21 protein-coding genes, 2 tRNA genes and 2 rRNA genes are annotated in these 26,665 nt (G+C 38.0%); 15 read left to right on the top strand and 10 right to left on the bottom strand.

Annotation, left to right across the window (positions count from 1 at the left end; all coding sequences use genetic code 11):
* Window positions 1-132: 132 nt before the first annotated feature.
* Window positions 133-657 (top strand): shikimate kinase, encoded by a 525-nt coding sequence (locus tag I600_RS05125; protein WP_317038721.1) that lies wholly within the window; start codon window positions 133-135, stop codon window positions 655-657.
* Here the strand turns inward: I600_RS05125 and I600_RS05120 are convergent.
* Entirely contained in the window at window positions 649-1,146 is a 498-nt protein-coding gene (locus tag I600_RS05120; protein WP_058103403.1) for a phosphoribosyltransferase family protein, read from the bottom strand. The two genes, I600_RS05125 and I600_RS05120, sit on opposite strands and share 9 nt — an antisense overlap.
* Before the next feature lie 48 nt (window positions 1,147-1,194).
* Window positions 1,195-1,623: an RNA-binding S4 domain-containing protein gene (locus I600_RS05115; RefSeq protein ID WP_058103402.1), complete on the bottom strand. Its 429-nt coding sequence runs from the start codon at window positions 1,621-1,623 to the stop codon at window positions 1,195-1,197.
* A 78-nt stretch (window positions 1,624-1,701) separates the two neighbouring features.
* Here I600_RS05115 and I600_RS05110 point away from each other — a divergent pair, with 78 nt between their 5' ends.
* Window positions 1,702-2,661: an FKBP-type peptidyl-prolyl cis-trans isomerase gene (locus I600_RS05110; RefSeq protein WP_058103401.1), complete on the top strand. Its 960-nt coding sequence runs from the start codon at window positions 1,702-1,704 to the stop codon at window positions 2,659-2,661.
* A gap of 71 nt (window positions 2,662-2,732) precedes the next feature.
* Here the strand turns inward: I600_RS05110 and I600_RS05105 are convergent, their stop codons facing one another.
* Window positions 2,733-3,323: a porin family protein gene (locus I600_RS05105; protein WP_058103400.1), complete on the bottom strand. Its 591-nt coding sequence runs from the start codon at window positions 3,321-3,323 to the stop codon at window positions 2,733-2,735.
* A gap of 238 nt (window positions 3,324-3,561) precedes the next feature.
* Between I600_RS05105 and tgt the strand changes: the two genes are divergently transcribed.
* From tgt to I600_RS05075, 6 genes are all read left to right on the top strand, one after another.
* On the top strand, window positions 3,562-4,692 hold the full coding sequence (gene tgt / locus I600_RS05100) for a tRNA guanosine(34) transglycosylase Tgt (RefSeq protein WP_058104283.1): 1,131 nt from the start codon (window positions 3,562-3,564) through the stop codon (window positions 4,690-4,692).
* Complete coding sequence (locus I600_RS05095; protein WP_058103399.1) at window positions 4,692-5,774, top strand: LptF/LptG family permease; 1,083 nt, start codon at window positions 4,692-4,694, stop codon at window positions 5,772-5,774. Before tgt ends, I600_RS05095 begins: the two co-directional genes overlap by 1 nt.
* The gene (locus I600_RS05090) at window positions 5,761-6,660 is read left to right on the top strand and encodes a DMT family transporter (RefSeq protein WP_058103398.1); all 900 of its coding nucleotides are present in this window, start codon (window positions 5,761-5,763) and stop codon (window positions 6,658-6,660) included. Before I600_RS05095 ends, I600_RS05090 begins: the two co-directional genes overlap by 14 nt.
* Before the next feature lie 49 nt (window positions 6,661-6,709).
* Window positions 6,710-7,663, top strand: coding sequence for an acetyl-CoA carboxylase carboxyltransferase subunit alpha (locus I600_RS05085; protein WP_058103397.1), 954 nt, complete (start codon window positions 6,710-6,712; stop codon window positions 7,661-7,663).
* A 166-nt stretch (window positions 7,664-7,829) separates the two neighbouring features.
* Window positions 7,830-9,380, top strand: coding sequence for a replicative DNA helicase (gene dnaB / locus I600_RS05080; protein ID WP_058103396.1), 1,551 nt, complete (start codon window positions 7,830-7,832; stop codon window positions 9,378-9,380).
* 170 nt (window positions 9,381-9,550) lie between these two features.
* A complete protein-coding gene (locus I600_RS05075) occupies window positions 9,551-10,813 on the top strand; it encodes a hypothetical protein (RefSeq protein ID WP_058103395.1) in 1,263 nt (420 codons plus the stop codon).
* Window positions 10,814-10,896: 83 nt separating this feature from the next.
* On the opposite strand, the gene I600_RS05070 is transcribed toward I600_RS05075, so the two are convergent.
* The gene (locus I600_RS05070) at window positions 10,897-12,327 is read right to left on the bottom strand and encodes a hypothetical protein (protein ID WP_058103394.1); all 1,431 of its coding nucleotides are present in this window, start codon (window positions 12,325-12,327) and stop codon (window positions 10,897-10,899) included.
* Window positions 12,328-12,347: 20 nt separating this feature from the next.
* On the bottom strand, window positions 12,348-14,765 hold the full coding sequence (locus tag I600_RS05065; RefSeq protein ID WP_058103393.1) for a TonB-dependent receptor: 2,418 nt from the start codon (window positions 14,763-14,765) through the stop codon (window positions 12,348-12,350).
* A gap of 147 nt (window positions 14,766-14,912) precedes the next feature.
* Between I600_RS05065 and I600_RS05060 the strand changes: the two genes are divergently transcribed.
* Complete coding sequence (locus I600_RS05060; protein WP_167342523.1) at window positions 14,913-15,884, top strand: helix-turn-helix domain-containing protein; 972 nt, start codon at window positions 14,913-14,915, stop codon at window positions 15,882-15,884.
* 37 nt (window positions 15,885-15,921) lie between these two features.
* Here the strand turns inward: I600_RS05060 and I600_RS05055 are convergent, their stop codons facing one another.
* Window positions 15,922-16,716, bottom strand: coding sequence for an HAD family hydrolase (locus I600_RS05055; protein WP_058103391.1), 795 nt, complete (start codon window positions 16,714-16,716; stop codon window positions 15,922-15,924).
* A 91-nt stretch (window positions 16,717-16,807) separates the two neighbouring features.
* Here I600_RS05055 and I600_RS05050 point away from each other — a divergent pair, with 91 nt between their 5' ends.
* Both I600_RS05050 and I600_RS05045 read left to right on the top strand, forming a co-directional pair.
* Window positions 16,808-17,230, top strand: a complete 423-nt coding sequence (locus tag I600_RS05050; RefSeq protein WP_058103390.1) for a secondary thiamine-phosphate synthase enzyme YjbQ — start codon at window positions 16,808-16,810, stop codon at window positions 17,228-17,230.
* A gap of 32 nt (window positions 17,231-17,262) precedes the next feature.
* Complete coding sequence (locus I600_RS05045; protein WP_058103389.1) at window positions 17,263-17,541, top strand: EF-hand domain-containing protein; 279 nt, start codon at window positions 17,263-17,265, stop codon at window positions 17,539-17,541.
* A gap of 35 nt (window positions 17,542-17,576) precedes the next feature.
* On the opposite strand, the gene rplT is transcribed toward I600_RS05045, so the two are convergent.
* The 4 genes from rplT to thrS form a co-directional block, all read right to left on the bottom strand.
* On the bottom strand, window positions 17,577-17,921 hold the full coding sequence (gene rplT, locus I600_RS05040; RefSeq protein WP_027064529.1) for a 50S ribosomal protein L20: 345 nt from the start codon (window positions 17,919-17,921) through the stop codon (window positions 17,577-17,579).
* Between the two features lie 98 nt (window positions 17,922-18,019).
* The gene (rpmI, locus tag I600_RS05035) at window positions 18,020-18,217 is read right to left on the bottom strand and encodes a 50S ribosomal protein L35 (protein WP_047245905.1); all 198 of its coding nucleotides are present in this window, start codon (window positions 18,215-18,217) and stop codon (window positions 18,020-18,022) included.
* Between the two features lie 104 nt (window positions 18,218-18,321).
* Window positions 18,322-18,879, bottom strand: coding sequence for a translation initiation factor IF-3 (gene infC, locus I600_RS05030; RefSeq protein ID WP_082642892.1), 558 nt, complete (start codon window positions 18,877-18,879; stop codon window positions 18,322-18,324).
* Between the two features lie 28 nt (window positions 18,880-18,907).
* Window positions 18,908-20,848: a threonine--tRNA ligase gene (thrS, locus tag I600_RS05025; RefSeq protein ID WP_058103388.1), complete on the bottom strand. Its 1,941-nt coding sequence runs from the start codon at window positions 20,846-20,848 to the stop codon at window positions 18,908-18,910.
* 714 nt (window positions 20,849-21,562) lie between these two features.
* Here thrS and I600_RS05020 point away from each other — a divergent pair.
* The 4 genes from I600_RS05020 (at window position 21,563) to I600_RS05005 (ending at window position 26,584) form a co-directional block, all read left to right on the top strand.
* Window positions 21,563-23,093: ribosomal RNA gene (locus I600_RS05020) — 16S ribosomal RNA — on the top strand.
* Window positions 23,094-23,286: 193 nt separating this feature from the next.
* Window positions 23,287-23,360: transfer RNA gene (locus I600_RS05015), tRNA-Ile, on the top strand.
* Between the two features lie 115 nt (window positions 23,361-23,475).
* Window positions 23,476-23,549 (top strand) — tRNA-Ala (locus tag I600_RS05010).
* A 202-nt stretch (window positions 23,550-23,751) separates the two neighbouring features.
* Window positions 23,752-26,584: ribosomal RNA gene (locus I600_RS05005) — 23S ribosomal RNA — on the top strand.
* The 16S and 23S rRNA genes sit together here with 2 tRNA genes alongside, the layout of an rRNA operon.
* The last annotated feature ends 81 nt before the right edge of the window (window positions 26,585-26,665 follow it).

The raw sequence follows: 26,665 nt of genomic DNA, 5'->3' as shown, positions 1-26,665 counted from the left end.
ATAAGTCATTTTAGAAATTTGTTTCCCTCAATGCGGGTGCAAATATACGTCGATAACTTTATTTTGCAAGTCATTTTAGAGATAAATTTATTTTTTTTTGAAAACCCTATTATTTAGTCCAATTTTGTACAAATGAAAGAAGTGAAAATAGTTTTGGTAGGTTACATGGGAAGTGGTAAAACCACTGTGGGTAGAATCGTTGCTAACCATTTGAATGTTAATTTTTTAGATTTAGATGCTTTTATAGAGGAAGGTGAGAAAATGAGCATAGCATCTATTTTTAAAGAAAAAGGAGAGGTTTATTTCAGAAAAAAAGAAATAGAATATCTCAATAAAGTTTTTTTAAAAGATGAGAGTTTTGTGCTGTCTTTAGGTGGAGGTACGCCTTGTTTTGGAAATAATATGGAGTTCATAAATAGTAAGACACCTAATTCTTTTTATTTAAACGTTGGCATAAATGAGCTTGAAGAGCGTTTGGTAAAGGAAAAAGAGCATAGACCTATGATTTCTCATTTAGAAGATGACAAGTTAACTGAGTTTATTGGCATGCACTTATTTGAAAGAAGCTTCTTTTATAACAAAGCGCACCATAAAATTAAAAGTAATAGGAATACCCCAACAGAAATCGCGGAGATGATCGTAAATAAATTAGTCTAAATACACTCTATCATTTTTGGTTTCAAAATGAACGTTTACATGCTCCTGTAATGAGGTGGATAGTGAAATTCCTTTATAATCCGCTTTTACAGGGTATTTTTTATGGTTTCTATTTACCAAGACTGCAGTTTTAAGCTGTTTTAAAGGTGTTTTAAGAAAATGATGAACTCCATATATCAATGTTGTACCAGAATTGAGGACATCATCTACTAATACAACGGATTTATTCACGAATTCTTCTTCGGCAATTGAGGTACGTACACCGCTTGTTAGGGGGTCTTTTTTATCCATTGACAACTTGCAAAGTACAATTTTTGCTTCAGTAATCTTCTTAAGTTTTGCCACGATTTTTTTTGCAAACTGCAGTCCGCCACCTTCTATACCCGCTATTATAATTTCTTCTTCATAAACGTTGGCTTCATAAATTTGATAGGCTATACGTTCAATTTTATGTTGAATCTGTTGATGTGAAAGTATATTTTGTTGCATGGGTTTTTCTTAAAACAATAAAGATAGTTATGTTTTTAAAAGTATTTGCTAATCGTGAGATTCTTTACTTGAATTATCGGGCGATTGGTTTTCTTCTTTATTTTCGTTTGAGGGAGTGTCTAAAAAGTCGTCAATATCACGACGGTCTTTTTTTGTAGGTCTTCCAATACCTTTTTTACGATAATAATCTTTAGAATATTGCAAAAGCTCATTATGTTCAAAGGCTTCTTTTGGTGTGGTATCTTTTCTATAAATATTCACCAATTTAGCACCTACACGACTGGGCGGAATGTCAAGTACCGTTAATTTGTAGTCAATTTGATTTTTTCGTGCTACAATTTCATCCATTGGATAAACTTCCCTACCTGGTTTGGCGGTAATACCATTAATTTTTACGTGACCTTTCTTACAGGCATTGGTGGCAATGTTTCTAGTTTTAAAATAGCGTGTACTCCACAAGAATTTGTCTATGCGCATTATGACCGGCATTTCTTTGTTAACTTCCAAACAAAAATAAGGGAAAATTGTATCTTGCGCGTTTAAAATAAATTATTGATGAAATTGAGAAATGCTTATTTGTTAATAGCTGGTTTGCTAATACTGGGGTCATGTAAAAATGATGATGATGCTATTGGTGAAATTGTACCGCCAAGGTTATTAAGTGAGGTTACCGAAGAGGATGATGCCGAGATAATTGAGTTTTTAAAAACGCATTTCTACAATGAAGATGAGTTTGAGACTCCACCTGAAGGATTCGATTTTAAAATAAGGTTTGATACTATTGCTGGTGAAAATAGCACTAAACGATCAATTTATGATAGTCCCAATTTAATTACACAAACAATTACGGTTGATTCTGAAGACTTGGGAAGAGAAGATGATAATGAAATTATTGATCAAACACTGTATACGTTAGTAGCTAGACAAGGTGTTGTGGAAGGGAAACCCACCATTGGTGATTTTTCTGTTTTAAGATATGAGGGGCTTTTGCTAGATGGTACTCTTTTTGACGCCTCTACAAATCAACCTATTCGTTTTAACCTTTCTTCGGTTGTGCAAGGTTTTGGTAATGGAATGAAAAATTTTCAGACAGGAAATGGTCCAATTGAAAACGGTGATGGCACGGTAAGTTATGAAGGCTATGGTATAGGTGCTATTTTTATGCCTGCGGCATTGGCTTATTTTGATTCGTCTCCAAATTCAGACGTGCCAACATATTCACCATTGATTTTTAAGGTAGATGCCTTTTCTTATGAACCAGATTCAGATTTAGATGGTGATGGTATTCCTTCGATCCTAGAGGATTTAAATGGAAATGGGAACCTTAATGATGATAATACAGATATTGATTTAGAGTCAATTTTTGCCAGATCAGCTAACCATAATGATGTTGATGATGACGGTGATGGTATATTGACTATTGATGAAATTGAGTTGGATGCCGATGGTAATTTTGTTGGCTTCCTAGATACGGATGGTGATGGTATTCCTGATCACCTGGATAATGATTTGTAGAAAAATCATTTAAAACATAAAAAAAACCTCTTAAGTGTACTTAAGAGGTTTTTTGTTATTTATTGTTTTCTTTATAACATTAAAGACAAACTCAAAATTAGCTGGTCTGGTCTGGTGTCTATTCTACTTGGACCTACATTTGTAATATTTGTATTGATAAAGGAAGCTTCGTTATCGTTAAACCCTCTTTCATACCGTAAATCAATTCCAAGTTTTCCTAAACTTACCCCAGCACCAATATTCATTCCAACTGAAAAATCGTTTTCTACATCATCAATGGTTATTCCGTCAAATTCAGTGTCTAAGATGTACTGAAAAGCTGGTCCGGCAAAAACGTGTAAAGGTCCTACAACGTTAATTCCTAAAAGTACCGGAACATCTAATTTGCTCATGTCAAAATCTGCTCCATCATAATCAGATTTAGTTTTGGTATATACCAATTCTGGTCTCAAGTATACTTTTGATGCTCCAATTTTCCCAAAAACACCAAGATGGTATCCTATGTTTCTATCCGGGTTTCTTGCTGCATCTCCAACAGATTCAAAATAATCTCCGTTCGCACTGTAATTTAATCCTCCTTTAATTCCAAATCCAGAATCGCTTTGGGCAATCCCATAAAATCCAGAAAGAGCTAAAAAAGCTGCTAAAATTGTTTTTTTCATATCGTTGTTGTTTTATGTGAAACTCGTATCAAATACAATACCAGAAGTTTCATTTCTCGTTATACCATGAGAACGGAGGTAAAATATCTTTATTGTTTTGCTATTCAATTGGGTCAATTTCAATTCATTTAAAGCAAAAATGAGGGTAATGTAATTTAATTTGTTGATGAACATCTTTGCTTTTTATTAAGTTTTTACCACCAACAGTTCATTATATTTGCAGCTAGAATTAGAAAGTTTGAAATTTACATTACACACTACAGATACACAATCAAAAGCTAGGGCAGGAACTGTCGTTACTGATCATGGCGTAATTGAAACCCCAATTTTTATGCCTGTGGGTACGGTTGCCTCGGTTAAAGGTGTGCACCAAAAAGAATTGAAGGAAGAAATAAACCCAGATATTATTTTGGGCAACACCTATCATTTATTTCTTCGTCCTAAAACAGAGATTTTAAAAAAAGCGGGCGGATTACATAAATTTATGGGCTGGGATAGAAATATTCTTACCGATAGCGGAGGGTATCAAGTATATTCTTTATCAGGCAATAGAAAGATAAAGGAGGAAGGCGTAAAATTTAAATCGCATATAGATGGATCTATGCATTTGTTTACACCTGAGAATGTCATGGAAATTCAGCGAGTGATAGGTGCAGATATTATCATGGCTTTTGATGAATGTACACCTTATCCTTGTGAGTATAATTATGCCAAGCGTTCTATGCACATGACGCATAGGTGGCTAGATAGATGTATAAACCATTTGGAGAAAACTCCATTTGAATATGATTATGCGCAAACCTTTTTTCCTATTGTGCAAGGGTCAACTTATAAAGACCTTAGAAGACAATCTGCTGAATATATTGCAAATGCAGGCGCTGAGGGTAATGCAATTGGAGGACTGTCCGTTGGTGAACCAGCGGAGGAAATGTATGGTATGACAGAGGTAGTCTGTGAAATTTTACCAGAAGACAAACCAAGGTATCTAATGGGAGTAGGTACCCCTATTAATATATTGGAGAATATTGCCTTGGGTATAGATATGTTCGATTGTGTAATGCCTACAAGAAACGCTAGAAACGGAATGTTGTTCACAGCGCATGGTACGATGAACATAAAGAACAAAAAGTGGGAAGATGACTTCTCCCCAATTGATGAAATGGGCACTACATTTGTGGATCATGAGTATTCTAAGGCATATTTAAGACATTTGTTTGCCGCCAATGAGTATTTAGGTAAGCAAATAGCAACAATTCATAACTTAGGGTTTTATATGTGGTTGGTGCGCGAAGCTCGTAAACATATCATAGCAGGTGATTTTAGAACTTGGAAAGATATGATGGTAAAACAAATGGATAAAAGGCTATAATGCTATCAATAATAGATAAATACATTCTAAAGCGGTATCTGGCAACTTTTTCGTTGATGCTTTTGTTGTTCATTCCCATTGGTATAATGGTGAATTTGGCAGAGCAGATCGGTAAAATGATCGATAATGAAGCCCCGCTGGATGAAATTGTTATGTACTATGTGAACTTTACCATTTACATAGGCAATCTATTATTCCCTATTTTCCTGTTTCTTTCGGTTATATTTTTTACTTCTAAACTTGCTAATAATACAGAAATTGTTGCCATATTAAGTTCTGGGGTATCTTACGGTCGGTTTTTAAGACCTTATATTATAGGGGCTTCTATGATTGCGGTACTCATGTTCTTTATGACCATGTTCATTGTACCCAATGCCAGCGTAGGTTTCAATGAATTTAAATACAAATACTTAAAGAAGGGAAAACAAGATAGGGTAACCAACAACATATTTAATCAGTTGAACGAAACGGATTTTATATATGTGAGTAGTTTTGATCCGGCACGTCAATTGGGACACAACTTTACTTTTGAGCGCTTTAAGGAGAATAATGAACTGGATTTTAAGATTTCTGCAGCCAATATTCGTTGGGTAGACAAAGATTCTAGCTACCGCTTAACATCGTACAAAAAACGAACTGTTTTAGGTGATACGGCAATTATAGAAAGTAAACGTAGGTTAGATACCATATTTGCTTTTGATATAGGCGACCTTACGCCTGTTTCTTATGTGGCCGAGACAAAAAATCTTTTTGAGCTGGATACTTTTATCAAGGATCAGAGAAGAAAAGGGGCTTCTAATATAAATACATATGTACTGGTTAAATATAAAAGATGGGCATTGCCTTTAACTGCTTTTATTTTAACTATAATAGCCGTATCGGTTTCATCTGTAAAAAGACGTGGTGGTATGGGAGCAAATTTAGCCTTTGGTATTTTAATTGCTTTTATATTTATCTTTTTTGATAAGGTATTTGGGACTTTGGCAGAGCAGTCTGGTTTTTCTCCTTTGCTCGCCGTAATAATCCCTAATGTAGTATTTGGATGTTTGGCTTTTTATCTACTTCAAAATGCAAAAAGATAGAATATTAAATCTACTGCATTTACATTTCATTGTCTTTATTTGGGGCTTTACCGCTATTTTAGGTAAGTTGATTACAATTGATTCTTTACCATTGGTTTGGATCAGAATGGGGTTGGCAACACTTTTTATTGCGATTTATTTATTGTTTGCAAAGTTTAGTATAAAAATTTCAAGAAAAACATTTTGGTGGTTGCTGGGTGGTGGCGTTGTGGTAGCATTACATTGGGTAACTTTCTTTTTGGCAATAAAGGTTTCTACGGTATCGGTTGCTCTTGCCATGATGTCTACAGGTGCTTTTTTTACGGCATTAATGGAGCCCTTTTGGTATAAACGTAAAATTATAGGGTACGAAATTTTTTTCGGGCTGTTGGTGGTAGTAGGGCTTTATTTAATATTTAAAGTTGAGGCGCAATATGTATTTGGTATGACCATAGCATTGATATCTGCTTTTTTGGCAGCAGTGTTTTCCTTGATCAATGGTAAATTGGTTCAGAACCATAGACCCTCTGTTATTTCATTTTATGAATTGGGTGTAGGAGTTTTATTTTTGTCCATTGTTTTAATTGCTAAAGGAGATTGGAATATGTCCTTGGTTGTTTTACCTACTTCAGATTGGATCTATTTGTCCATTTTAGCTGTAGTATGTACTGCCTATGCTTTCATAGCTTCGGTCAAGGTGATGAAGATTTTAACCCCATATACAGTTATGCTTACCACAAATTTAGAACCTGTGTACGGTATTTTGCTAGCATGGTTTATATTTGGCTCAGAAGAAAAAATGAAACCTATGTTTTATGTGGGAGCTTTAATTATACTCAGTACCGTCATTGCGAACGGTATTTTGAAACAAAGAGCAAATATTAAAAAAAGGGTACCCAAGATTTAGGTATTAAAGTTTTATCTTTGAGCCGCAACTAAAGAAACTTTATTGAAATATGGAATATTTGGATTTTGAACTTCCTATTAAAGAATTGGAAGAGCAATTGGACAAGTGCATGGTAATTGGTGAAGAAAGTGATGTAGATGTTACTGAGACCTGTAAGCAGATAGAAAAAAAACTTTCTGATACCAGAAAGGAGATTTATAAGAACTTAACTGCTTGGCAGCGCGTACAGTTGTCAAGACACCCAAATAGACCTTACACTTTAGATTATATCAAAGCTATATGTGGCGATACCTTCTTAGAGCTGCACGGTGACCGTACCGTAAAAGATGATAAGGCCATGATCGGTGGTTTAGGTAAAATTGGTGATCAGAGTTATATGTTCGTTGGTCAGCAAAAAGGGTATAATACCAAAACTCGTCAATACAGAAATTTTGGTATGGCCAACCCGGAAGGGTATAGAAAGGCATTGCGTTTAATGAAATCTGCTGAAAAATTTCAGGTTCCTGTGGTTTGTTTGGTAGATACTCCGGGTGCATACCCTGGTATTGAGGCAGAAGAAAGAGGACAAGGTGAAGCCATTGCAAGAAATATACTTGAAATGACACGTTTAAAAGTGCCAGTTATAGTTGTTATTATCGGTGAAGGTGCATCTGGTGGAGCTTTGGGAATTGGTGTTGGAGATAAGGTGTTAATGTTAGAGAATACTTGGTATTCGGTAATTTCACCAGAGTCTTGCTCTTCTATTTTATGGAGAAGTTGGGAGTATAAGGAAAGAGCTGCAGAAGCGTTGAAATTGACTGCTACCGATATGAAAAAATTAAAGCTAATTGATGAAATTATTCGCGAACCTGCAGGTGGGGCGCATGCCAATAGAGAAAAAACTTTTGATACGGTAAAAAATAAAATTTCTGCCCATTTTGAAGAATTGCAAAAGTTATCACCAAAAGAATTGGTAAATCAGCGTATGGAAAAATATGCCCAAATGGGTGTTTTCAACGGCTAATCTGTATTTTAGGCTTCAAAAAAATATACCGAGGATTTTATTCCTCGGTTTTTTTATGTTATCAACAGAAAATCGTAATTTATTAACAGTCAATTGTTAGTCAACTGTGAACATCGAAATCTATGTTTTTCACGTTAACTAAAGGTTAATTGTATACTTTCGCATTATGGAGAACACAAAACCTTTTGTTGGTCGTAAGATCGACAAATCTACTATTATAAACCTTGAGAAAGGCAAAATACCACCACAAGCTGTTGATTTAGAGGAGGTTGTGCTTGGTGCTATGATGATAGATAAAAAGGGTGTCGATGAAGTTATCGATATTTTGCACCCCGATGTTTTCTATAAAGATGCTCATAGGTTCATCTATGAAGCTATCTTTATTTTGTTTGAAGAATCACAACCTGTAGATTTATTAACCGTTTCTTCCCAATTGAAGAAATCTGGCAAATTAGAAGTTTGTGGAGGTGATTTTTACCTTATAAAACTGACCCAAAAAGTAGCATCTTCGGCGCATATTGAGTTTCATGCCCGTATTATACTTCAAAAATATATTCAACGTAGTCTTATTAAGATATCCGGTGAGATAATTGAAGAGGCCTATGATGAAGCTACAGATGTTTTTGACTTATTGGATACTGCTGAAGCTAAACTTTATGATGTTACCCAAGGAAACTTAAAACGATCTGCAGAGACCGCTCAGGATTTGGTGATTCAAGCAAAAAAGCGAATAGAGGAAATTGCTGGTAAAGAGGGTATGAGTGGTATACCTTCTGGTTTTGATAAACTAGATAAACTTACCTCAGGATGGCAGCCAAGTGATTTGATCATTGTAGCGGCAAGACCTGGTATGGGTAAAACGGCATTAACCTTGTCTATGGCAAGAAATATGGCGGTAAACTCAAATATGCCGGTAGCCTTCTTTTCACTGGAAATGTCATCGGTACAGCTTATTACCAGGTTAATTTCATCTGAAACAGGGTTGTCTTCAGAAAAATTGAGAACCGGTAAACTAGAAAAACACGAGTGGGAGCAGTTGAACGTAAAGGTGAAATCATTAGAAAAGGCACCTTTGTTTATTGATGATACCCCGTCACTTTCTATTTTCGATTTACGTGCCAAAGCAAGAAGATTGGCTTCTCAGCATGGTATTAAAATGATTATGATCGATTATTTGCAATTAATGACAGCTGGTGGTAGTCAAAAAGGAGGAAACAGGGAACAAGAAATTTCTACTATTTCTAGAAACTTAAAAGCCCTTGCAAAGGAATTGAACGTTCCGGTAATTGCACTATCTCAATTGTCTCGTGCGGTAGAAACACGTGGAGGTAGTAAAAGACCGGTATTATCGGATTTGAGGGAATCTGGTGCAATTGAGCAAGATGCGGATATTGTATCATTTATTTATAGACCAGAATACTATAAGATTGAAGAGTGGGATGATGAGGAACATACACCAACTCAAGGTCAGGCAGAATTTATTGTAGCTAAACACCGTAACGGTGGACTAGAGAATATTAGACTTAAGTTTATCGGTAATCAAGGTAAGTTCGACAACCTTGATGATTTTGACTCTCCTTTTGAATTTCAATCGAAAATGAACGCAAACGAAGAGAATCCGTTCGCAACTAAAAATTTACCAAGTGCAGATGACGCTTTTGGCAGTAGTATGAACAATAGTCCAGATTTTGAAGAGGATAATGATGTACCGTTCTAAGTTTCGGCTCAATTAATATTTTTAAAAAAGTCCTCGTTTAGAGGACTTTTTTTATTTTGTTGCAATTGTTTTTCATTACTGTTCGTTATCTTAACTATAATGGCTTTAACAAGTTCTTGGTTATTCTACCTTATTATTTGCTCTATCTTTGAGTGAATGAAATTAATAATATGTCTAAAATTGTAAGTTCCATTTTCTTTCTTTTACTATCGGTACAAGTATTTGCTTCATCTATTTTAATACCTATGGATGCCGATACTCAAAAAAATCATTTAAAAGCATACGGCATAACTTATTGGGTTTTGTCCAAACAGCAAAAAGTACAATGGTTACTTAATTACAGAGGCGGTTCTTTTTTATTGCCAGATGGGGAAAGTATTAGAAAAGAATGTCAAATAAGGGGAGTAAGCTTTGAAATAATTTCTGATGGACAGGCTAATGCTATTTTGGATGAAATTAGTAGCCCATCAAAAAATCAAGATGCTGTTATATTGGAAAAAGCTCCACGTATTGCGGTGTATTCCCCAAAGGATAAACAACCTTGGGATGATGCCGTAACAATGGCTTTGACCTATGCAGAAATACCTTATACCACCATTTATGACGAAGAGGTACTTGGAGATAAACTAGCTTTATATGATTGGTTGCATTTGCACCATGAAGATTTTACCGGTCAGTATGGTAAATTTTATGGCGCGTATAGAGCAACCCCATGGTATATAGAAGGAAAGAAAAATGCCGAAAAATTGGCTAAAAAGTTAGGTTATGATAAGGTTTCGGAAGAAAAAAGAGCTGTAGCATTAAAGATTAGAAATTACGTGATCGGCGGTGGTTTTATGTTTGCCATGTGCTCCGCTACAGATAGTTTTGATATTGCTTTGGCGGCAGATGGTATAGATATAGTTGAACCTATGTTCGATGGCGATGCGTCTGACCCAAATTACCAGGCTAATTTAGATTATGGTAAAACCTTTGCGTTCACAGATTTTATATTGGAGCGTAGCCCTCTTAAATATGAATTTTCTACTATTGATATGACCGGTAAAAGGGGAAATGTGCCTAAGGAGTCGGATTATTTTTCTTTGATGGATTTTTCTGCAAAATGGGATCCTGTGCCTACTATGTTATGTCAAAACCATACATCTTTGGTAAAAGGATTTATGGGGCAAACAACTGCCTTTACACGCTCTGAAATAAAGCCGACTGTTTTAGTGTTAGGTGAGAATAAAATAAACGAAGAAGCAAGATATATTCACGGCATTAAAGGAAAGGGATTCTTTACTTTTTATGGCGGACACGATCCAGAAGATTATCAACATAGGGTAGGGGATCCAAAAACGGAATTGGAGTTGCACCCTACATCACCTGGTTATAGATTAATACTAAACAACGTTTTGTTTCCTGCAGCAAAAAAGAAAAAACAAAAGACCTAATTTTTATTTTAAGAGGTATCCAAAAAAAATACCATTACCGGTAATAGCCGATAATGGTATTTTAAAACTATTAATTTTAAAGATTACCAAGCGCCAATGAAATGACTACCTGTGGAATTGATTAATTCCGCACCTTTAGTTACTTCACCGGTCTCAGTTTCTACAATGTAAATGTTTCCATTTTGACCAACTGGAGCTTGAGTAAGATAGATTTCTGTTCCATCAACAGCATACCCTTGGTATTGAAACAATTCAAAATCTACTTCATAAGGAATATCATTGATTAAGGTTGCTGTCTTTGCGTTCAAATCAACTAAGGCAAAAAAGCTTTCCCCTCTACCGGAAATACCTTCTGCAGACCCATCATGACGGTATGCTAAAACAGCTTTACCATTGGCAGCAGGTCTCCAGGCTAAAACATAAGCACCGGTAACACCTAAAGCAGCATCTAGATTAAAATCATAAGAATCATCATATAAATTGTCTGCTCCAATTTTTAGGATATGAGAACCTTCTGGGTCACTTTGATTGGCTTGATAAACACTTCCATTGTATTCAAAAGCGTTAATGCTACGGTAACCATTAGTGTTTCCATGTCCTACTGTAGAAGTGATTATTGTAGGGTTTTCCAAAGAAGGATAATCTACTACTATCGTTTTAGAACCTAAAATCTCATAATCGCTATCACTTTCAAGATCAGCTGCATTTTCTTCATCTCTAGTTAAAGTTGCAGGATCAACTTTATTCATACGGGCACCAATGTATAATTTGTCTCCGGCGGCATTTAATGTTGGCATATCAATTCTGCCAATGTAATACCCTTGAGATTCTAATTCTTCACCTATAGACAAATCAATTTGTTGGAAGTTGTTGATTTGGGAATCTACCAAATCTAATGTCACTATACCTACGGTTTGGCTTGTACGAACATAAGAATCATCTGTTACATCATCAGGAGTACCATTATCATCAACAATATGTTCAATATCTACCCTTACTGCACAGCCAGTTTTATCGCCATCAAATAATTTAATCCATCTAGGAGCAGTACCTACATATTCTGCAATACTAATTTCTGATCCTGTTTGTTCAAAATCTTGTCCTCCATTTACAATGTACTTGGTGTAATTACCACCCGTATCACCAGCGTAACTAATATTGAATATGGTATTGCCATCTTCTGAAGCTTGTAATCTTGCCGTTCTGTTAGATGGTGCTATAAAACCATTATTAAATGGGTCTATTTGTACCGTTGGGTCTTTGGCATCTTCACTAGTAACAGCATAAATTAATGTTCCACCGTTACCATCTCCAGGTTCTTCACCCATTTTAGCTCCGGCAATAGTTATCCATCTTGAAGCTACTTCTGCTTCTTCCTCTATCTCTTCTTGCTCTTCCTCTTCTTGTTCAGTTTCTGGAGTTACAGTGTCGTCATCGCTACTACAAGAAGCCATAAACCCTACTGCAGCTATAGCAATGGCAAATGATTTTAAATTTAATAATGGTCGTTTCATAATATATTCTATTTAGATATTTAAAAATTATTGATTATGTAATTCAGTTTTAGATAAAATGCTCTTCCTGGTTTTTGCACCCGTAAATTGTCATAGGCAACTTCATCAAATACGTTTTTGACATCAAGGCTTATAGAAACTCTTTTATTTGGAAACACGTAACTACATCCAAAATCTTGAATAAATTGGGTTGGAATTAAAAACTCTTCTAAACCTGCCACATTAGTACCTTGTTCCTCTTTATAGGAGAATTCATCTGTGAAGTAAGCATTGTAAAAAAGATTAAAACGTGCTGTATTTAGAATAAAATTATTGAATGAATACCGTAGCGAAGTGTTCATTGTAAACAAGGGAACATTTGGAGAGTTTACAATATTATCTTGAAGATTTTTTCTTTGAAGCGTTAGTTTGGACAGGTTGAAATTAAATCCAAAGTTGTCCTTAAAGTTATAGCTGATTTCTGCTTCTACCCCTTTAGAAGTGGTTTCCCTATCAAAATTTCCATATTGAATAGTTTCTCCTAGTTCTTGATTATCCTGAGCATCACCGGGAAAACCAATTAAATTTTGAATTTTTCGAGAAAATAGATTGGTAGAAACCGTAAGTGCGTGATTTTTTATGTTGAACCTTCCGAATCTAAAACCGAGGTTATAATTATTGCTGGTTTCTGGTTCAATGGTAAGGTTGGGTTCAATATTTTCTCCTGCATCACCAAATACTTCGTTCTCATTTGGTAGACGAATAGCTTTTTCAGCAGAGGTGAGAATATTAAGATTTTTTATAAGCAGATAAGAAATTGCATACCCGTAACCATTATAATCTTTATTGCTTTGGTAAACTTCATCAATAACCTCTGTGGCGTTGCTGTTGAACCTCGGAAATGTATTCAATACCTTTTGTCTATAGTGCTTACCGAACAGATTCACTTTTAATTTATCATCAATAGCATTTAGCTCATAACTTAAGGAGTATATATTTTTGTATATATCACTGGTTTGTTGAAAGGTGTTTTCTAAAAGTGATATCATTTCATCACTATCTTCCCGGTCAAGTCCGCTGTAGACGTGGTTTAGAAATACTTTATGGTTTTTATTTATTTCATAACAAATTCCTGTTCTTATAGAAGCAACTTTCCTGTTGATGTTAAGTAGTGTTGGTCCGCCTTCTTGTTGGGATCCCCAAGAATATTCAAATTCATCGCCTTTGTAGTCTATAGCTCTATTTCCTGTCCAGCTATATGCCTCGGCTGTGGTGTCATTCAAAATACGATTTCTCTCCCCAAATAATCCGGTAACATTTACATCTAAACCTTTAAAAAAGATATCTTTTTTAAGATATGTCAAATTAGCCAACAACGCATCGGACTCTAAAAATCTGCCTTTATACGGTATTTTAGTAACAAAAGCACCGTGTTGCACTTCTTTGTAATCATCGGAACCTGTAACGCCAATAAAAAATTGATCCGCCCACTTTACGTCAGTATAACCTGCCTGTATTGTTCCTCCGGTAGACCTATAAGCATCATTAAATCTTTTTGCTGTGATAAGTGTTTCAACCCCTCCTAGACCTTTATCTACAATATTTCTTCCGCTAATTTCATAATCATTGTCAGAATAATTATGAAAACCAGAGGCTTTGACGGTAAAACCAGATTTATCAAAACGATACAACCCGTTAATGCTGGCTTGTAATGTATTAAATGATCCATATGATACGGAAGCATTTAAATTATTACGTGCACCTTTTTTCATTACAATGTTGATTGCTCCACCTAGTGCATCATCAGCCAAATGTCCGGGAATCACTCCCTTGTAAACTTCAATGTTTTCTATCATTGAAGGAGGAATACTGTTCAAACTAAAAGAAGAACCGTACATAGAAATGGGTATGCCGTCAATAAAAATACTAACCGAATTTCCTGATAAACCATTTAAAGAGTATTCTACATTAGAACCTAGTCCGCCGTTTTGTCTAATTTTTACACCAACAGTAGTGTTTAATAATTCATTGGTCTGAATATTTCTAATACTGGCTTCTTCAGTTTTTATAGCATTAACAGCAAAACCTTTGGTTTCTATCTCCGTCTCTTTGGACTTGCCGTTAACATTGACTTCATCTAGGTTTTCAACACTTTCCGTTAACTTATAATTGACTGTAATTTTCTTTTTACTACTGGTAATTTCAACGGTTTTAAAAAGTGTTCTATAACCAATAAAAGAAACAATAACATTGTGTTTTCCTTGAGGTACATTTTCAATGAGGAAGCTACCGTTGTCGTCTGTTAAAACGCCTAGTTTAAGACCCTCTATCATCACAGTTGCAAAAGCTAAAGGATTGTTGTAATCGTCTTTAACAGTTCCTGAAATAGAACTAAGTAACTCTTGAGAATGAACAGATGCAAAGAGTAATATAAAAATGACGGTAAAATGGTTTTTCATTTGGTTTAAAAAAGGTTACTATCTTTATTAAGATTTAGTCTAAATAAATTAGTTTTGCAAATCTAAAGAAGGAATGAAAAGACAAGTGCCGAGAAAGGAATTTAAACATACGCAAAAGGAAGTATTGGTTTGCGGTATTCAATGGATATGAAGAAGGAATTGTTAAGGAAAGAAATACGGGTAAAAGAGCTGTTTAATAATAGTTTTTTAAACAATTCGGTACAGTTTAATGAGGTAGAGGTGACTACTAAGAACAATAGTTCTTTTATTAAGGGAGTGGAGTTTTCTAATGATGAAGTATTACAGGAATTTGATTCGGAAATTTGTGTTTCTAGCGATGAACATTTAATAAAATTACACTTCTCATTAGAAGGTGCTTATGGTTATCAGCCGCTTAAACACATAAAGTATTTGGTGCAAATTCCAGAAAATCATTGTAATATGTTCTATTATCCAATTACAGAGGGTAGAGATATGTTTTTTAAGGGAAATGCAAAATCTTTTGAGATATACCTTAAACCTAGTTTGCTAAAGAATTTGTTAGGCAAAGAATTTGAAAAATCTTTTCAGAAGTTGAAGAATGCTATCCAAAATTCCAATTCATTTGTACTATGGGATAAGAGTAAATTTATTCCACCAAATATTCGTAGTAAAATAAATGAGATCATTCAATGTCCTTATACAGGTGAATTAAGAAAAAAATATCTGGAAAGTAAGCTTACGGTATTGTTGATAGATTTTCTTTTAGGAAGACAAACTTCAAGAGTTTCTAAGAATAATGTAAAACTTTTAAATTCCGATTATTTGGCCTTAGTAAGAGTTGAGGATTATATCAGAAAAAATTTGAAAGAGCCATTAAAAATAATTGATTTGGCAGATTTAGCTGGGTTCAATCCTACCAAGTTGAAAAGGGATTTTAAAAAGTTGTACGGGGTTACCGTATTTAAATATATCACTGCGTTAAGAATGGAAGTTGCCAAAAGTTTAATTACTCAAGACGGGGCTACAATTGCGCATGCTGCCTATGAGGTTGGTTATGCTAATCCACAACATTTTACTACAGCTTTTAAAAGAACCATGGGGTATGTGCCTAGTGAGTTGAAACCTGCGGTACAATAGCATAGGTATCGTGTTTAATCGTCAAGTTGGCTAATCTTTATTTTAGCAGCATTTTAAGTATGTGTTCAACACCATTATCATCATTGCTCAATGTACTGTATTTGGCAACCTTTTTTACGTTTGGATGCGCATTTGACATTGCAAAACTGTAATCTGATAGTGCAAGCATTTCTAGGTCATTATTGTAATCTCCAAATATTATTACTTCATTGGATTTAAGATTATAGCTGTCCATGACTTTTGATAACGCATATCCTTTATGAGCGTTCATGTTAGATATATCTAACCAGTTTTCGCCAGACACTTTAACTTTTAAATCTTTTTCAAAATGTTTTACAAACGGGTATATAAATTGTTCTGAACTTTCAAAATGATATATGGCAATTTTTATTACTTCGGAAGTAAACGTATTTAAGTTATCTATGATTTCAAACTCGGTATAATATTCTGCCAATTTATTTACAAATTCATTCGATTTATTGGTTAAATAGGCTTGATGCTTACCGCAAAGAACAGGGTGTATATTGGGGATTTTATTTAAAGTAGCTAATATTTCTGCTACTTGTTGTTGGTCTAATGGCGTAACTAGAATTTCGGTATCTTGCTTTTTGGCAAATCCACCGTTCTCGGCAATAACAATTATTTCGTCTTTTATGGGAGCAAGCTTATCAATTATACTATTGTATTGTCTGCCACTGGCAGCAACAAATGTGATGTCTCTAGATTGTAATTCTTTAAAGAGCTCAAAGAATTGTTCACTGACTTGGTGGTTAGAGTTAAGTAAGGTGCCATCCATGTCCGAAACAACCATTTTAATCTTTGATAAATCCATAAATTATTTAATTTATGGTAAAGATATTTGAATGGAAGTTAACATGTACTTTAAAGATCAAAGTTTTACCTTTAATTAATAAATACCAGGTATGAAGTTATTTCAAAGACAGTTTAGTTTACCACCTTACCAAAGAGGTTTTCATATTATCACCAGCCTAATCTTAGAACATTTACCAGAGATTCAAGAAATTGATGTTGGTATGCTACAGGTATTTATTAAACACACATCTGCTAGTTTAACCATTAATGAAAACGCAGATCCCACAGTCAGAGAAGATTTTGAGTCCTATATAAATAGATTTGTGCCTGAAAATGAACCTTATTATAAGCATAATTATGAAGGTCCAGATGATATGCCTGCACACATAAAGGCTTCATTAATGGGAGCGTCTGTTCAAGTGCCCGTATCCAATGGGAAATTAAATATGGGAATATGGCAAGGTATATATTTATGTGAACATCGAAATTATGCCTCGGGCAGAAACATTGTTCTGACCTTGTGGGGAAGTTGATATTTATTTAAATTAAAAGAAAAACATAGTTTATGACTACTGAAGAATCTATTCTGAACAAAATTCAAATACTGATTACAAATCATTTTGAAACACCAGAAATGGCATTTAATTTTTTTGATGAGAATAATGATCAAAAGTTGACCAAATCTGAAATTGTAAATTTGTTGAAACAAGCAGAAATAAGTGGATTTATTAGAGGTATTGTTTCGTCAAAATTGATTGAAGGTTATGATAAGAATGGTGATGAGCTAATTGATTGGCAAGAATTTAAAGCGGCTATCGCTAAAATTAAAAAATCCGATTCGTAAGAATCGGATTTTTCAAAAGTGAGATTGTTATTAATTTATTTTACCTGATCTACAACTGCCTTAAAGGCATCTGGGTGGTTCATTGCTAAATCTGCAAGAACTTTTCTGTTTAGTTCAATGTTATTAGCTTTTACTTTTCCCATAAATTGAGAGTAGGACATTCCGTGCTGTCTGGCACCTGCATTAATACGGGTTATCCATAATGAACGAAAAGTTCTTTTCTTGTTTCTACGGTCTCTGTAAGCATATAACATTGCTTTTTCAACCGCGTTTTTGGCTACTGTCCAAACGTTTTTACGTCTTCCAAAGTAACCTTTGGCTTGCTTCATTACCTTTTTTCTTCTGGCTCTTGAAGCTACTGCATTTACTGATCTTGGCATTTCTTTCTAATTTTTTGTAGTAGGCGTCCTTTTTATTTTAAGGAACTTTGATTGCCTAACTCCATGGTTAATAATTTTACCTTTTTAAAGAACTATAATTACTTTAAACGTAATTGTTCCTTAATGCTGTTAACATCATGTTGGTGAACCAATGTATCATGAGTTAAAGCAAGCTTACGCTTTTTAGACTTTTTCGTAAGAATGTGACTCTTAAAGGCGTGCTTTCTTTTAATTTTACCGGTACCTGTTAGCTTAAAACGCTTCTTAGCACTGGATTTTGTTTTTTGTTTAGGCATTTTCTCCTAGTTTATATATTAATCTCACTTGTTTATGCTGAAACTGTCCACCAATGGCGGACAGCATTCAGTATTCTAATATTCGATTTTTAAAAACCGAAATTTTATTTTCCTTTTGTCTTAGGAGCTATGAACATTGTCATACGCTTTCCTTCTAGTTTAGGCATCTGTTCAACTTTTCCTAATTCCTCTAATTCAGATGCTAACCTCAATAATAAAATCTCACCTTGGTCTTTATAGACAATTGATCGTCCTTTAAAAAAGACATATGCTTTTAATTTTGCTCCTTCTTTAAGGAACTTTTCAGCATGTTTCTTTTTAAATTCATAATCGTGGTCATCAGTATTGGGACCAAATCTTATTTCTTTAACAACAACCTTTGAAGCTTTCGCTTTCATGGCTTTATCCCTTTTCTTCTGTTCGTATAAAAACTTTTTATACTCCATAATCTTACAAACAGGAGGGTCTGCCTTTGGTGAAATTTCCACCAAATCCAAACCTAATTCTTCTGCTTTTTCAAGAGCCTGAGGAAAAGGATATACACCTACTTCAACATTGTCACCAACTAACCTAACTTTAGGGGCCGTAATCTTCTCATTAATATTATGAGGATTCTTATTTTCCCTTCTAGGTTGCGGTCTAAATCTTTTACGTATTGCTATGACTAATTCTTTTTAATTAAACTTTTATTTAAAACGTCTTTAAGGTACTATTTATTTCTGTGTTAACCAAGTCTGTGAACGTTGCAATGCTTATTGCTCCTAAATCTTCACCTCCATGCTTACGAACAGATATAGTGTTGTCCGCCTCATCGTTTTCTCCCACGATCAGCATAAAAGGTATCTTAGCCATTTCTGCTTCACGTATTTTCTTGCCTACAGTCTCATTTCTACTGTCTACAAGGGCGCGAATTTCGTTATTTTCTAGGGATTTTAAAACTTTTTCGGCATATTTTTCATGTTTTTCGCTTACAGGTAAAATTATAGCTTGTTCTGGGGTAAGCCACAGCGGGAAATTACCTCCAGTATGTTCCAATAATAAAGCTATAAAACGCTCCATGCTACCAAATGGGGCACGGTGTATCATCACGGGTCTATGTAGCTCGTTATCACTGCCTTTGTAGCTTAAGTCGAATCTTTCAGGTAAATTGTAATCTACCTGAATTGTACCTAGTTGCCATTGTCTTCCAAGTGCGTCTTTCACCATGAAATCTAGTTTAGGACCATAGAAGGCCGCTTCACCGGCTTCAATCACAAAATTCAATCCTTTCTCTTTAGCGGCATTGATGATGGCTTGTTCTGCTTTTTCCCAATTTTCCACTGAGCCAATGTACTTTTCCGGATTGTCCAAATCACGTACAGAGACCTGTGCGGTAAAATTTTCAAATCCAAGGGATCCCAATACATATAAGGATAGGTCTATTACATTTTTAAATTCCTCGTCCAGTTGGTCTGGTGTACAGAAAATATGTGCATCATCTTGAGTAAATCCACGTACACGGGTAAGTCCATGAAGTTCTCCACTTTGTTCATATCTATATACCGTACCGAATTCCGCAAATCTTTTAGGTAGTTCCTTATAGCTATATGGTTTTGTGTTGTAGATTTCACAGTGGTGAGGGCAATTCATCGGTTTTAAAAGAAATTCCTCACCTTCCTTGGGTGTATGTATCGGTTGAAAGCTGTCTTCACCATATTTTTCATAATGTCCAGAGGTAACATATAATTCTTTTTGACCAATATGTGGTGTAACCACCATTTCATATCCGGCTTTCTTTTGGGCTTTCTTTAAAAAGTTTTCAAGGCGTTCACGTAATGCAGCACCTTTAGGGAGCCATAATGGTAGTCCTTGACCTACTTTTTGCGAAAAAGTAAATAGTTCTAGTTCTTTACCTAGCTTTCTGTGGTCTCTCTTTTTTGCTTCTTCTAAAAGTGCCAAATATTCGGTAAGCTCTTTTTGTTTTGGAAATGAGATACCATATATACGTGTAAGTTGTGTGTTGTTTTCGTTACCTCTCCAGTATGCACCTGCTACACTTAATATTTTTATAGCCTTTACAATACCGGTATTAGGAATGTGTCCACCTCTACATAAATCTGTAAATGTATCGTGATCACAAAACGTAATGGTACCATCCTCAAGGTTTTCAATCAACTCTACCTTGTATTCGTTGCCTTGCTTTTTATAGAATGCAATTGCATCGGCTTTTGATACCGCTCTCATTTTATAGTCGTGTTTTCCACGGGCAATCTCTAAAGCCTTCTTTTCTATAGCGGTAAAATCTTTTTCTGAAATAGAGCCATTTGGTAATTCTACGTCGTAATAAAAGCCGTTTTCTATGGCGGGTCCTATAGTTAGTTTAACTCCCGGGTACAATTCCTCAATAGCTTGCGCTACAATATGTGAAGTTGAATGCCAAAAAGCTGTTTTTCCTTCTTTATCGTTCCAGGTGAATAGTACTAAGCTGCCGTCTGTTTCTAACGGGGTAGTGGTTTCAACAATAGTTTCGTTGAATTTTGCCGAAATAACATTGCGGGCTAATCCTTCGCTTATGCTTTTTGCAACCTCTATTGGCGTAGTTGCTTTTTCAAATTCCTTGACCGATCCGTCGGGAAGTGTAATTTTAATCATTTCTTGTACATATTATAGGGTGTCAAAGATAATATGAACTATTCATGTCCGCAATAGAATAGTGTTATGTTTTGCTGTAGTCTTAAAGAAGGGCTATGAGGCTTATGGTTGTTATACGATTGTTTTAGTTGGTGTGGTGTTAGTTTGCCTGTAAGATTTTAATATAATCAACTGTATATGTATTGATTTTTTTATTAAATTTAATACCGCTTTTTTTATTTTGAGTGTAAAGTGCTGTAAATAAATTGGTTGTCGTTACACATGAAAAAACCTTGTATTTATTTTGCAAAAAAAGTCTTGTTCATTAGAAAATAGGTTGTAGATTTGCACCCCGCTAGCGAGGAAGACGAGTTCTGAATCGGGAGTCGGAAAAGGTTCATTTATATGTTGGTTGGTCTGGGAAAAAAAAGAAAAAAATATTTTTTTTTCGAAATAAGTTGCCAGGTTAAAAAACAGTTGTATATTTGCAGCCGCTTAGGGAAACACCTAAGGGAAACGAAGCCGGGAAGGTCGCATGATCCAAGGGCGGAGTGGATGGAAGTTCATTGAAATATTGTGGAGATTTAAGAATCGAGAACGGGTGAGGACCTGTTCGAGAGGAACACGAATTAAGAAACATACCATATAATGTGCCTTGTGCATATTTGGATATATTGAATCGAGAGTCGGGGCCGGGATGGATTTGGTTTCGTTGGGACGAATATTTACAAAACAACGATGAAGAGTTTGATCCTGGCTCAGGATGAACGCTAGCGGCAGGCCTAACACATGCAAGTCGAGGGGCAGCGGGGAAAAGCTTGCTTTTCCGCCGGCGACCGGCGCACGGGTGCGCACCGCGTATGGAACCTGCCTTGTACAGGGGAATAGCCCAGGGAAACTTGGATTAATGCCCCGTAGTACCGTATTTCGGCATCGTTATACGGTTAAAGCCTTCGGGCGGTACAAGATGGCCATGCGTCCCATTAGCTAGATGGTAAGGTAACGGCTTACCATGGCTACGATGGGTAGGGGCCCTGAGAGGGGGATCCCCCACACTGGTACTGAGACACGGACCAGACTCCTACGGGAGGCAGCAGTGAGGAATATTGGACAATGGAGGAGACTCTGATCCAGCCATGCCGCGTGCAGGAAGAATGCCCTATGGGTAGTAAACTGCTTTTATACGGGAAGAAAAAGAGCTACGTGTAGCTTACTGACGGTACCGTAAGAATAAGGACCGGCTAACTCCGTGCCAGCAGCCGCGGTAATACGGAGGGTCCGAGCGTTATCCGGAATTATTGGGTTTAAAGGGTCCGTAGGCGGGCCGATAAGTCAGGGGTGAAAGTCTGCCGCTCAACGGTAGAACTGCCTTTGATACTGTCGGTCTTGAGTTATAGTGAAGTTGCCGGAATATGTAGTGTAGCGGTGAAATGCATAGATATTACATAGAACACCGATTGCGAAGGCAGGTGACTAACTATATACTGACGCTGATGGACGAAAGCGTGGGGAGCGAACAGGATTAGATACCCTGGTAGTCCACGCCGTAAACGATGGATACTAGCTGTCCGGGGCCTTGAGTTCTGGGCGGCCAAGCGAAAGTGATAAGTATCCCACCTGGGGAGTACGTTCGCAAGAATGAAACTCAAAGGAATTGACGGGGGCCCGCACAAGCGGTGGAGCATGTGGTTTAATTCGATGATACGCGAGGAACCTTACCAGGGCTTAAATGCATATTGACAGGGTCAGAGATGACTTTTCCTTCGGGCAATTTGCAAGGTGCTGCATGGTTGTCGTCAGCTCGTGCCGTGAGGTGTCAGGTTAAGTCCTATAACGAGCGCAACCCCTACCGTTAGTTGCCAGCATGTCATGATGGGGACTCTAACGGGACTGCCGGTGCAAACCGTGAGGAAGGTGGGGATGACGTCAAATCATCACGGCCCTTACGTCCTGGGCCACACACGTGCTACAATGGCAGGTACAGAGAGCAGCCACGTCGCAAGGCGGAGCGAATCTATAAAACCTGTCACAGTTCGGATCGGGGTCTGCAACTCGACCCCGTGAAGCTGGAATCGCTAGTAATCGGATATCAGCCATGATCCGGTGAATACGTTCCCGGGCCTTGTACACACCGCCCGTCAAGCCATGGAAGCCGGGAGTGCCTGAAGTCCGTCACCGTAAGGAGCGGCCTAGGGCAAGATCGGTAACTAGGGCTAAGTCGTAACAAGGTAGCCGTACCGGAAGGTGCGGCTGGAACACCTCCTTTCTAGAGATTGTCCTTTTAAGGACGGTCCCTGGCGAAACGAAGAATCGGAATAACGGTCCCGGTCTTTTGGTTTAATACGATTGTTTTCAAAAAAAAAATAGTGTTCGAATAAGAATAAAGATCTCCATAATCATGATATATAAGTAATTGCTTTTCCGGGAAGGTATTTATACTGAAGAGGAAGAGTAGGGACAGTCCCATAGCTCAGCTGGTTAGAGCGCTACACTGATAATGTAGAGGTCGGCAGTTCGAGTCTGCCTGGGACTACAAACAAGAAAGGGTGCCCATGGGGCATTACGTTCATATATTGAAATATTGAAGGAAATTTTAGAAGTTGTGCTACCTGTCAACTGTAAACTGGCAACAGCCGACTTATGGAATTGGGGGATTAGCTCAGCTGGCTAGAGCGCCTGCCTTGCACGCAGGAGGTCATCGGTTCGACTCCGATATTCTCCACATTACGATTGACAATGTTCAATTGGCAATAAACAATTTTTAATTGTTCATTGTTCACTGATAATTGTTAACTGTTCAACGTTCATTGACATATTGGAACAGGAGGTAAGACATTTTTAATGTTTTACCGACTAAAAAAGAAAGAAACACGAATCTTTATTAAGTAAAGAGTACGAATAAGATAGAATAGATTAAAGATCTGGCGACAAGCTGGAAAAGGGCGTATGGGGAATGCCTAGGCTCTCAGAGGCGAAGAAGGACGTGATAAGCTGCGAAAAGCTACGGGGATCGGCACACACGATATGATCCGTAGATATCCGAATGGGGCAACCCGGCATATTGAAGATATGTCATGGCGTAAGCCAAGCAAACCCGGGGAACTGAAACATCTAAGTACCCGGAGGAGGAGAAAACAAAAGTGATTCCGATAGTAGCGGCGAGCGAAATCGGATTAGTCCAAACCGTACATGTTCCGGCATGTGCGGGGTTGTAGGACCACGACATTCGAGATGTAATGAACTAGAACGCTTTGGAAATAGCGGCCATAGAGGGTGATAGTCCCGTATAGGCAAAGAGCATTTAGATAGTGGTATCCTGAGTAGTGCGGGGCACGTGAAACCCTGTATGAATCCGGCGGGACCATCCGCCAAGACTAAATACTCCTGAGAGACCGATAGTGAACCAGTACCGTGAGGGAAAGGTGAAAAGAACCGTGAATAACGGAGTGAAATAGATCCTGAAACCATACGCTTACAAGCGGTCGGAGCCCATATGGGTGACGGCGTGCCTTTTGCATAATGAGCCTACGAGTTACTTTTACTGGCAAGGTTAAGTTCTTCAGGAACGGAGCCGTAGCGAAAGCGAGTCTTAATAGGGCGCCATAGTCAGTAGTAGTAGACGCGAAACCGTGCGATCTACCCATGGGCAGGTTGAAGCTGTGGTAACACATAGTGGAGGACCGAACCCGTTGACGTTGAAAAGTCTTGGGATGACCTGTGGGTAGGGGTGAAAGGCCAATCAAGCTCGGAAATAGCTCGTACTCCCCGAAATGCATTTAGGTGCAGCGTGTAGATAGTTTTATAGAGGTAGAGCTACTGATTGGATGCGGGGGCTTCACCGCCTACCAATTCCTGACAAACTCCGAATGCTATAAAATGTTTCTGCGCAGTGAGGGCATGGGTGCTAAGGTCCATGTCCGAGAGGGAAAGAACCCAGATCACCGGCTAAGGTCCCAAAGTATATGCTAAGTTGATATAACGCGGTGGAACTGCATTGACAGCCAGGATGTTGGCTTGGAAGCAGCCATTCATTTAAAGAGTGCGTAACAGCTCACTGGTCGAGCGGTTCCGCATGGATAATAATCGGGCATAAGCATATCACCGAAGCCGTGACTTTGTATTTATACAAGGGGTAGGGGAGCATTGTAACTGCGTCGAAGGCGTACCTGCGAGGGATGCTGGAGCGGTTACAAACGAAAATGTAGGCATAAGTAACGATAATGCGGGCGAGAAACCCGCACGCCGAAAGACCAAGGTTTCCCCAGCTATGCTAATCAGCTGGGGGTCAGTCGGGACCTAACGCGAACCCGAAGGGGATAGTGGATGGACAACAGATTAATATTTCTGTACCTGCTCACGCTAAAAGTGACGGAGGCGAGAAGTTGGTGCGTACAGACGGAATTGTACGTTGAAGGGAGTAGTAATACCCCGATAGTACACCGAGGCCACGGCCAAGGTGATAATCCAGCATATCGACTTCCAAGAAAAGCGAGTGAAGCAGCCCGTACCGTAAACCGACACAGGTGGTTGGGATGAGTATTCTAAGGCGCTCGAGAGATTCATGGCTAAGGAACTAGGCAAAATAGACCCGTAACTTCGGGAGAAGGGTCGCCCCCTTATGGGGGGCCGCAGTGAAGAGGTCCAGGCGACTGTTTATCAAAAACACAGGGCTCTGCAAAATCGAAAGATGACGTATAGGGCCTGACACCTGCCCGGTGCTGGAAGGTTAAGAGGAGATGTCATTCCTTCGGGGAGAAGCATTGAATTGAAGCCCCAGTAAACGGCGGCCGTAACTATAACGGTCCTAAGGTAGCGAAATTCCTTGTCGGGTAAGTTCCGACCTGCACGAATGGTGCAACGATCTGGACACTGTCTCGGCCATGAGCTCGGTGAAATTGTAGTATCGGTGAAGATGCCGGTTACCCGCAGTGGGACGAAAAGACCCCGTGCACCTTTACTATAGCTTCGTATTGACCTTGGTCAAGCAATGTGTAGGATAGCTGGGAGACTTTGAAGCTGCATCGCCAGGTGTGGTGGAGTCATTGTTGAAATACCAGCCTTTGCTTGTCCGGGGCCTAACTCTCTTATGAGAGAACAGTGCGTGGTGGGTAGTTTGACTGGGGTGGTCGCCTCCAAAAGAGTAACGGAGGCTTCTAAAGGTGCCCTCAATACGGTTGGCAATCGTGTGTAGAGTGCAATGGCACAAGGGCGCTTGACTGAGAGACATACAGGTCGATCAGGTTGGAAACAAGAGCATAGTGATCCGGTGGTTCCGCATGGAAGGGCCATCGCTCAAAGGATAAAAGGTACGCCGGGGATAACAGGCTGATCTCCCCCAAGAGCTCATATCGACGGGGGGGTTTGGCACCTCGATGTCGGCTCGTCACATCCTGGGGCTGGAGAAGGTCCCAAGGGTTGGGCTGTTCGCCCATTAAAGTGGCACGCGAGCTGGGTTCAGAACGTCGTGAGACAGTTCGGTCTCTATCTACTGCGGGCGTTAGAAATTTGAGTGGATCTGACTCTAGTACGAGAGGACCGAGTTGGACCGACCGCTGGTGCGCCAGTTGTTCCGCCAGGAGCATCGCTGGGTAGCTATGTCGGGATCGGATAAGCGCTGAAAGCATATAAGCGCGAAACCGGCCACAAGATGAGATTTCTTTAAAGGGCCGTGGGAGATGACCACGTTGATAGGCTATAGGTGGAAGGGCAGTAATGTCCGTAGCCGAGTAGTACTAATTGCCCGTCAGGCTTGCGCATACGTACGTCCCTTCCTTGTGGAGGGGCGCACGACGATCTTTACTTCTTTCTTTCGATTCTGAAACATACTTGACGATATAC

Source organism: Maribacter dokdonensis DSW-8 (assembly GCF_001447995.1).
Lineage (GTDB): Bacteria > Bacteroidota > Bacteroidia > Flavobacteriales > Flavobacteriaceae > Maribacter > Maribacter dokdonensis.
The sequence above is the reverse complement of the archived record's forward strand: the minus strand, read 5'-3'. Positions and strand labels throughout refer to the sequence as shown.